The organism is Paenibacillus sp. 598K, from assembly GCF_003851045.1.
GTDB lineage: Bacteria > Bacillota > Bacilli > Paenibacillales > Paenibacillaceae > Paenibacillus_D.
This window is the reverse complement of the sequence record NZ_BFBX01000059.1, coordinates 24,206-32,814: the sequence shown is the minus strand read 5'-3', so window position 1 is coordinate 32,814 and position 8,609 is coordinate 24,206. Positions and strand designations below refer to the sequence as shown.

Genomic DNA, 8,609 nt, shown 5'->3' with positions numbered 1-8,609 from the left:
TAGGGTGTGTTTGCATACTCGGAGGGTAGCAGATTGGGTTGAATTTTCGTTCCATGCCAGGAACTTTTGTGCAGTCGTACCGGGGGTACGGCAAGCAAAAGTGACGCCGCAGGGGGCGGAAAGGCAGTCTTAGATGCCCCTGAGCGGGTGTGCAGACACGCCCTAAGTGTGGCATGGCCGCCAGCCCGAAGTCAAATGATGCCGACACGGGCAGCGCCTGGCCTGACATGTACATACAAGTTGGCATTGTAGTATACTTTTACTGTACAACTACTCTTTTGCTATACAACTACTGAATAGATCGAGGTGTACCCGTGACGCAGCCCCATCCGCCGAAATATAGACAACTCAAGAAGGAGGTGCTCTCCTGGATCGCTGAAGCGCTGTTCAAGGCGCATGACCAGTTGCCCTCGGAAAACGAAATCGCCCGCCGCTTCGAGATGAGCCGCCAGACCGTACGGCAGGCGCTGGGCGAACTGGAGCAGGAGGGCTGGCTCTATCGCATCCAGGGCAAGGGCACCTTCATCGCCGATCAGACCGCACAGGGGCGGTCGGCCAGCTCGGCGGGGATGTCGATCGGCATGATCACGACGTATATCTCCGACTATATCTTCCCCATCATCGTGCGGGGCGTGGAGTCGGCGCTGCGGGCGCGCGGCGCGCGTCTGCTGCTGGCGAGCACGGACAATGAGAAGGACAAAGAGCGGGACAGCCTGGAGTCGATGCTACGGGAACCGCTGAGCGGACTGATCATCGAGCCGACGAAGAGCGCCGAGGGCAATCCGAACTTCCCCTACTTCTTGGCGCTGGATGCGCAGAATATCCCTTACGTCATGCTGAATGAACGATACGCGGATGTCGATGCACCTTGCCTGCGGGTCGATGACGAGAGGGGCGGCCATCTCGCCGCCGAGCACCTGATCCGGCTCGGGCATAGGCGCATCGCGGGATTGTTCAAGACCGACGATTATCAGGGCGTGCACCGGATGCGCGGCTTCCGCCGCGCGCATCGCGAGCACGAGCTGGCGCTGCTCCCCGAGCATCTAATCCGTTATGCGACGGAGGACAAGGACACGTTGCCGGCACAGGCGCTGTCCGCGCTGCTCGATGAAGCGCCGCAGCGGCGTCCGACGGCCATCGTCTGTTACAATGATCAACTGGCAGTACGGCTGCTCGATGTCGTCCGCAGCAGAGGGATGCGCGTACCCGAGGACATCTCGATCGTCGGCTTCGACGACTCGAATCTGGCCATCGCCACCGAGGTCAAGCTGACAAGCGTTGCGCATCCGAAGACGCAGATGGGCGAGGATGCCGTCCGTCTGCTGATGGAGCTGATCCGGGGCAGAGAGGCCGGGCGGTCGTCGCAGGATATCGTCTATCCTCCCGAGCTGGTCGTTCGCCAGTCGACGCGGCAGTTGGACTGAAACTTTTGCGTGACAGACTTGTACGTACAACTTATAATGAGAGACAGCATACAGGCCAGCCGAGGCTGGCGAAAGGGGCGAAAACTACCGATGTTGGAAGCGTTGAAGCAATTGGTATGGGAAGCGAATATGGATCTGCCCAAGCACGGGCTGGTCACCTTCACCTGGGGCAATGTGAGCGGCATCGACCGCGAGAGCGGTCTGGTCGTCATCAAGCCGAGCGGCGTGCCGTATGAGGAGCTGCAGCCGGAGCAGATGGTCGTCGTCGATCTGGAGGGACAAGTCGTCGAGGGCAGCTACAAGCCATCGTCGGATACGGCGACGCATGTCCTGCTGTACAAGGAGTTCCCCAATATCGGCGGCATCGTGCATACCCACTCGCCATGGGCGACCAGCTTCGCGCAGGCCGGACGGGCGCTGCCGGCGCTCGGGACGACGCACGGCGATTATTTCTATGGCGAGGTGCCTTGCACCCGGCCGATGACCGAGGCGGAGATCAAGGGCGCTTATGAGCTGGAGACCGGCCGCGTCATCGTCGAGACCTTCGTCTCGCGCGGCATCGATCCGATGCAGGTGCCGTCCGTGCTCGTCAACAGCCATGCGCCGTTCTGCTGGGGCAAGGACGCGCACAATGCGGTGCACAACGCCGTCGTGCTCGAGGAATGCGCCAAGATGGCGGTGCATACGTTCGCACTCAATCCGCAGATCGGGGCGATGGATCAGCATCTGCTCGACCGCCACTACCTGCGCAAGCATGGGGCCAACGCTTATTACGGCCAATCGTAAGGCTTGCGAGGCAAGCCTCTCCGCATGCGTTTTTTCGAGGGTGTCCCAAGCGTCATTTTGGATGACGGCGGGGCACCCTCTCCATATCTCCCCTATTCCTCAAAACCGTTCTCTCATTGAAACCGGTGTAGGTATCCTCTATACTTTCTGGTAGGAGTTGCTAGTCATCATATATCAAACATTCGGAGACGACAGACGCCTATGGACAAGAGCAGAAGAAAAGAGCCGTTTCGTTACGTGTTCCATACGCCGGAGCCGTGCACCTTCCAGATCAACCGCATAAATAATCAGCCGGTCGACAGCAAGCGTGCACCGGCAGAGATCCTCAATCTGAGCCGCTCCGGCTGCAACATCGCCACGTCGCTCAAGCTGGGCGCCGGCGAGCATGTGATCGGCGTGATGCTGTACGTACAGTTTGGGGAAGCGCCGTGGGAGGTGCAGGGCATCATCCGTTGGCATGCTTACGAGGAAGGACTGCATCGTTACGGGATTCAATTCGAGGCCAGCGATGCGCTGCGCGAGCGCATGAGCATCGAGCTGCGGCAGCTGGCGGCCTCGCAGCGGATCGTCGCCCAATAGGATACGAAGAAAGGTAAGGAAACGAAATGCAAGGGAAAGCAAAGCAACGCGCGCTGTCATGGTTGCTGGCAAACGCTCTGCTGCTCCTGCTCGTCGTCGGCTGCGGAGACCAAGCCGCATCTGACGATGGCCGACTGAGCGGGGCAGTGACCGAGAAGTCCGGTCAGACGCTGACGGTGGTCTTCGTCCCGGAGGAGGGCGATTATACGACGACGCATGTGACAGTGCCCGAGACAGTAGTGGAGCAGATCGATATCGGCAGCTATGTCCGCTATGTCTCGGATGACCATAGCGGGGGCAGTCCTGCAACCGCAACCACAGAGGACATCATCGTGACTGGCTACCATCTGCGCACCTGGGCCAGCAACGATCAGCGCGTCGACGAGGTGATCGTACGCGATACCGTCAGCGGGCGCGAGGCGAGTACGGACAATTGGCGGCTCATTACCCAGTTCACCAACATTCTAGACGATGTCGCGGACAAATCGGAGGAGAGCTCGCCGCCTGTCGGTCCGTATACCTTTGTCATGCGCGATGAGCAGGGACGCGAGATCCTGGCGTTCTATATGGATGAGGAGGGGCGGCTCGTCTCGGAGCGGGGCACGATGGTGCCGGAATCCGGGCAGACCGTCTCCGACAAGCTGAATAACTGGGCGCGGGAGCGTCTGGCGGATAACGAAGATTGAACTCCGATCAGGAGCAAGGAGGATGAGGATGGGACAAGCAAGGACACAGGAGCAATGGATGTCGGAAATCAAGCGCACGCGCGTGCCGCAAGGGATGGCGGCGGTGTGGTTCCTCGGGCAGGAGAGCGTCATCCTCAAAGGCGCGTCGACCGTCATCTATGTCGACCCGTTCATCTCGGATACGATGGCGGACGCCCGGGCGTTCCCGCCGCCGTTCCCGCCGGAGGCGATCGATGCGATCGACCTCTGCCTCATCACGCATGAGCACATCGATCATCTCGACCCGGGCACGATCCGGGTGTTGGCCCGTACGCAGCCGCAGACGCGCTATATCGCGCCGGCCTGCTGCCGGCCGCTGCTGGTCGACTGCGGCGTGCCGGAGGAGCGGATCGCCGATGCGCGCGCCGGAGCGTGGCAGGAGGTCGGGACGCCGGAGGAGCCGATCCGGCTGCTGCCGGTGGCTGCCGCGCATGAAGAGTTGGAGCGCGATGAGCAGGGCTATGATCGCTATCTCGGCTACATCCTCGAGCTGAACGGCGTCACGCTCTATCATGCCGGCGACACCGTCATCTACCCTGGACTGGCCGAGACGTTGCGCGAGCAGCGGATCGACCTGGGCCTGCTGCCGATCAACGGCGGCGATTACTATCGGCGCAGCCGGCATATCGTCGGCAACATGGACTACCGTGAGGCGGTCGAGCTGGCAGTAGCTGCCGGGATCGAGACGCTGGTACCGCTGCATTACGATATGTTCGACGGCAACAGCGAGAAGCCGGGTCACTTCTTCCAGTACGTGTACGAGCAATACCCGGAGCAGCGCTGCCATGTGATGGCGCGCTTCGAGCGTTACCTTTATGCTTCCTCCCGGACCTTCCTCGACTAGAGGCGGGAGCGTCGCCAAATGTTTGCGATACCCCTCACAGCTGCTTCAATGTTGTGAGGGGTGTTTTGCATTGAGCATGGTTTGGGGAACAACTGTCGGAATTTGCAGGCGCAGGGACAGGAAATCGACTTGCTTTTTATAGTATAGGGGGGTATACTAAGGTGGAGTTCAAAAAGAAAACGAATAGGAGCGATTCCTTATGAAGACGATATCTCTGACTGTATCCGGCATGTCCTGCGGCCATTGCGTGAGCGCCATCGAGAAAGCGCTGAAGGAAATCAACGTGGATAGTCAGGTCGATCTGGCAAGCGGCACGGTGCAGGTATCCTTCGATGAGAGCAAGCAGTCGCTGGCTGCGATCCAGGAGACGATCGAAGATCAGGGCTACGAGGTTCAATAAGCGGAAAGAGCATGTCTTGCGACAGGCAGATATAGAGCGAGGTGAGAAGGATGACGACAACGGAGCAAGCTCTTAGGCAGGCAACGTTGCAGATTAGCGGCATGACCTGCGCGGCGTGTGCAAACCGGATCGAGAAAGGGCTGTCGAAGATCGACGGGGTCGAGCAGGCCAACGTCAATTATGCGATGGAGCGGGCGACTGTCACCTACGATCCGTCGCAGACCAATCCCGAACAGATGGAGCAGCGCATCGAGAAGCTGGGCTACGCCACCGTGAAGGAATCGGTCGAGCTGGACATTAGCGGCATGACCTGCGCGGCTTGTGCTGCCCGCATCGAGAAGGGGCTGAGCAAGATGCCGGGCGTCAGCGCGGCCACGGTCAATTATGCGATGGAAACGGCGCATGTGGAGTACAACGGTACCGAGGTCGCCATAGCCGATCTCCAGCAACGGGTCGAGAAGCTGGGGTACAAGGCGCGGCCCAAGCAAGAGGGCGGCGATCGGGAAGCGCAGCGACAGCAGGAGGTAGGCCGGTATCGTCGCCGTTTTTTGATCTCGGCGGCGCTCTCGCTGCCGCTGCTCTGGGCGATGGTCAGTCATTTCTCGTTCACCTCGTGGATGTATCTGCCCGATCTGTTTATGAACCCGTGGTTCCAGCTCATCCTGGCGACGCCGGTGCAATTTTATATCGGCTGGCCCTTCTTCACAGGCGCGTACAAGGCGCTGCGCAACGGCTCGGCCAATATGGACGTGCTGATCGCGCTTGGCACGTCGGCGGCTTATTTCTACAGCGTCTACTTGTCGATCGATGCGGCGCTCGCTGCCCATAGCGGTCACGGCCATCCCGATCTGTACTTCGAGACGAGCGCCGTACTGATCACGCTGGTCGTGCTGGGCAAGTGGTTCGAGGCCAAGGCGAAGGGCCGCACCTCGGAGGCGATCAAGAAGCTGATGGGGCTAAGAGCCAAGACGGCGCTCGTCATTCGCGACGGGCAGGAGATGACGGTGCCGGTGGACGATGTGCTGCGCGGCGATATCGTCATCGTCAGACCCGGTGAGAAGGTGCCGGTGGACGGCGAAGTGACGGAGGGGACGTCGGCGGTCGACGAATCGATGCTGACCGGCGAGAGCCTGCCGATCGAGAAGCGGCCAGGCGACGCTGTCATCGGCTCGACTGTGAATAAAAACGGCCGGCTTAAGGTGAAGGCGACCAAGGTCGGCAAGGAAACGGCATTGGCGCAGATTATCAAAATCGTCGAGGAAGCCCAAGGCTCGAAGGCGCCTATCCAGCGCGTCGCCGACCGCATCTCCGGCATTTTCGTGCCGATCGTCGTCGGCATCGCGGTGGCTGCCTTTGCCGTATGGTATCTGTGGGTGACGCCGGGCGAGCTCGGCAACGCGTTGGAGAAGGCGATCGCCATCCTCGTCATCGCCTGTCCGTGCGCGCTCGGGCTGGCGACGCCAACGTCGATCATGGCCGGCTCGGGACGCGCCGCCGAGAGCGGCGTCCTGTTCAAGGGCGGCGAGCATCTGGAGTCGACGCACCGGATCGAGACGATCATCCTCGACAAGACCGGGACGATCACCAAAGGCGAGCCGGAGCTGACCGACATCCTGGCGGTCGGCATCGCCGAGGAGCAACTGCTGCGTCTGGTCGGCGCAGCGGAGCAGGCCTCCGAGCATCCGCTCGCGGAGGCGATCGTCCAGGGCATCCGTGGACGCGGCGTGGCGCTGCCGGAGCCGGACGCTTTCGAAGCGATCCCCGGCTATGGCGTGCTCGCTACGGTCGAGGGGCATGAGGTGCTGGCTGGGACGCGGCGGCTGATGGCGCGCTACGAGGTCGATATCGACGAGGCGCTGGCCGAGATGTCGCGACTGGAGGAGCAGGGCAAGACGGCGATGCTGATCGCGATCGACCGACGTTATGCCGGTCTGGTGGCGGTGGCGGATACCGTCAAGCCCACCTCCAAGGCAGCGATCGAGCGGCTGAAGCGTCAGGGGCTGGAGGTCGTCATGATGACCGGCGACAATGCGCGCACCGCGCAAGCGATCGCGGCTCAGGTCGGCATCGACCGGGTGCTCTCGGAGGTGCTGCCTGAGGGCAAGGCCGAAGAGGTCAAGAAGCTGCAGGCGCAGGGCAAAAAGGTGGCGATGGTCGGAGACGGCATCAACGACGCTCCGGCGCTCGCCGTCGCCGATATCGGCATGGCGATCGGGACAGGGACGGATGTCGCGATGGAGGCCGCCGATGTAACGCTGATGCGCGGCGATCTGCACAGCATCGCCGATGCGATCCTGATGAGTCGCAAGACGATGCGCAACATCCGGCAAAATCTGTTCTGGGCGCTCGCCTACAACTCCGCAGGCATCCCCATCGCGGCGATCGGCCTGCTGGCGCCTTGGGTCGCGGGTGCGGCGATGGCATTCAGCTCGGTGTCCGTCGTCCTCAATGCACTGCGGTTGCAGCGGGTGAAGCTGTAGCTCTGGCTTGGCCAGGGCAGAGTCTGGCGGCACGACGGCGGTCGGACGACCAATACGCAAGAGCGTATAGACGGGATGTCAGCTGATGGAGGGAAGTCCATGAACAAAATACTGATTGTCGTAGCGCTCGTCTCGATGCTGGCGCTTGGCGCCTGCGGGAGCGCGGCCAAAGAGACGCCAGGCGACGCCCCGGGGCCAACCGAGGCGGCTGACACGAAGCAAGGCGGGCATGCCGAGATGCATCATTCCGGGCTGGGCAAGCTCCCGGACGGGCTGCGGGCGGCTGAGAGCCCGACCTATCCAGTGGGCAGCCAAGCGGTCATCGCCGATGCCCATATGAGCGGTATGGAAGGAGCGGAGGTGACGATCGCCGGCGCTTATGATACGACAGCATATATCGTCTCCTATACGCCGACCGATGGCGGCGAGCCTGTCGTCGAGCACAAGTGGGTCGTCCACGAGGAACTGGAGGGCGCAGCAGGCAAGGGACCGTTGGCTCCGGGGGAGGAGGCCGTGCTGGCAGCCGATCATCTGCCGGGAATGGCGGGAGCGACAGCGACGATTGATGCGGTGGAGCAGACGACCGTCTATAGCGTCGACTTCATCTCCACCACGACCGGTGAGGAAGTAAAAGGCCACCTCTGGGTAACGGAGGAGGAGCTGGCGCAGCCGTAAAAGGATGGGCATGCCATCGAGTCGCGGACATGCTGTCGGACTCTGCAACCTGAATGCTCCGCAGTGGTAACGGCCTATGTGTCATCGGGGCTGCTCGCCGCCCGTCGAGGCGAATACGACAACAAACAAAGAACCTTCATCGCCATGATTAATCAGCGGCAATGAAGGTTTTCGTTGTTAGCGGCGATCCGGAAAGCTGCAACGGGCATGATACTCTGTCGCCCCGGATCGTCTCTTCATGCTTGCCTAGACGTAATAGAGCTCCAGGCCGACGGCGTCTCCAGGCTGCAGCGGCAGATAGAGCTGGTTGGGAGGCAACGGACGGCCGTTCAGGCGGATCGTATAGCGGATCGCATTGGATATGAAGACGCCGCTGACGGAGACGATCTGGCCGCCAAAGGAGAACTGGACTACGCCGGTTTCCAGCAGCGCTTGATACACGGTCATGCCCGGGCGATAACGGATATAGTAGGGCTGGGTGATCTGTGGGAACGCTCGCCCGCCATTAATAACGACGGTGACGTATCGATCCTGGCCAGGTATAGGAATCGGCAGCGGAATCGGCAAAGGCAATGGCAGCGGTAGTGGTGGGAAAGGCCCTGGCCCTGGCGGAAACGGCCCCGGCGGGAAAGGTCCCGGTCCCGGAGGCGGCGGGAACGGTCCTGGCCCTGGTCCTGGCGGGAACGGTCCTGGCCC

9 protein-coding genes are annotated in these 8,609 nt (G+C 61.5%); 8 read left to right on the top strand and 1 reads right to left on the bottom strand.

Annotated elements, in window-relative coordinates; genetic code table 11:
- Positions 1-314: 314 nt before the first annotated feature.
- From PA598K_RS17490 to PA598K_RS17455, 8 genes are all read left to right on the top strand, one after another.
- The gene (locus PA598K_RS17490) at positions 315-1,424 is read left to right on the top strand and encodes a GntR family transcriptional regulator (RefSeq protein ID WP_128658206.1); all 1,110 of its coding nucleotides are present in this window, start codon (positions 315-317) and stop codon (positions 1,422-1,424) included.
- Positions 1,425-1,514: 90 nt separating this feature from the next.
- Positions 1,515-2,210 carry an L-ribulose-5-phosphate 4-epimerase gene (gene araD, locus PA598K_RS17485; protein WP_128658205.1) on the top strand — a complete coding sequence of 232 codons (696 nt, stop codon included), beginning with the start codon at positions 1,515-1,517 and terminating at the stop codon, positions 2,208-2,210.
- A gap of 201 nt (positions 2,211-2,411) precedes the next feature.
- Positions 2,412-2,789 carry a PilZ domain-containing protein gene (locus PA598K_RS17480; protein WP_128658204.1) on the top strand — a complete coding sequence of 126 codons (378 nt, stop codon included), beginning with the start codon at positions 2,412-2,414 and terminating at the stop codon, positions 2,787-2,789.
- Between the two features lie 26 nt (positions 2,790-2,815).
- A complete protein-coding gene (locus PA598K_RS17475; protein ID WP_128658203.1) occupies positions 2,816-3,475 on the top strand; it encodes a hypothetical protein in 660 nt (219 codons plus the stop codon).
- A gap of 28 nt (positions 3,476-3,503) precedes the next feature.
- Positions 3,504-4,358, top strand: coding sequence for an MBL fold metallo-hydrolase (locus PA598K_RS17470; protein ID WP_128658202.1), 855 nt, complete (start codon positions 3,504-3,506; stop codon positions 4,356-4,358).
- 199 nt (positions 4,359-4,557) lie between these two features.
- A complete protein-coding gene (locus PA598K_RS17465; protein ID WP_128658201.1) occupies positions 4,558-4,758 on the top strand; it encodes a copper ion binding protein in 201 nt (66 codons plus the stop codon).
- Between the two features lie 50 nt (positions 4,759-4,808).
- A complete protein-coding gene (locus PA598K_RS17460; protein ID WP_128658200.1) occupies positions 4,809-7,238 on the top strand; it encodes a heavy metal translocating P-type ATPase in 2,430 nt (809 codons plus the stop codon).
- Positions 7,239-7,337: 99 nt separating this feature from the next.
- A complete protein-coding gene (locus PA598K_RS17455) occupies positions 7,338-7,913 on the top strand; it encodes a YdhK family protein (RefSeq protein ID WP_260405467.1) in 576 nt (191 codons plus the stop codon).
- A 246-nt stretch (positions 7,914-8,159) separates the two neighbouring features.
- Here the strand turns inward: PA598K_RS17455 and PA598K_RS17450 are convergent.
- The coding region (locus tag PA598K_RS17450; RefSeq protein WP_221414149.1) for a hypothetical protein at positions 8,160-8,609 on the bottom strand (450 nt) is incomplete at its 5' end.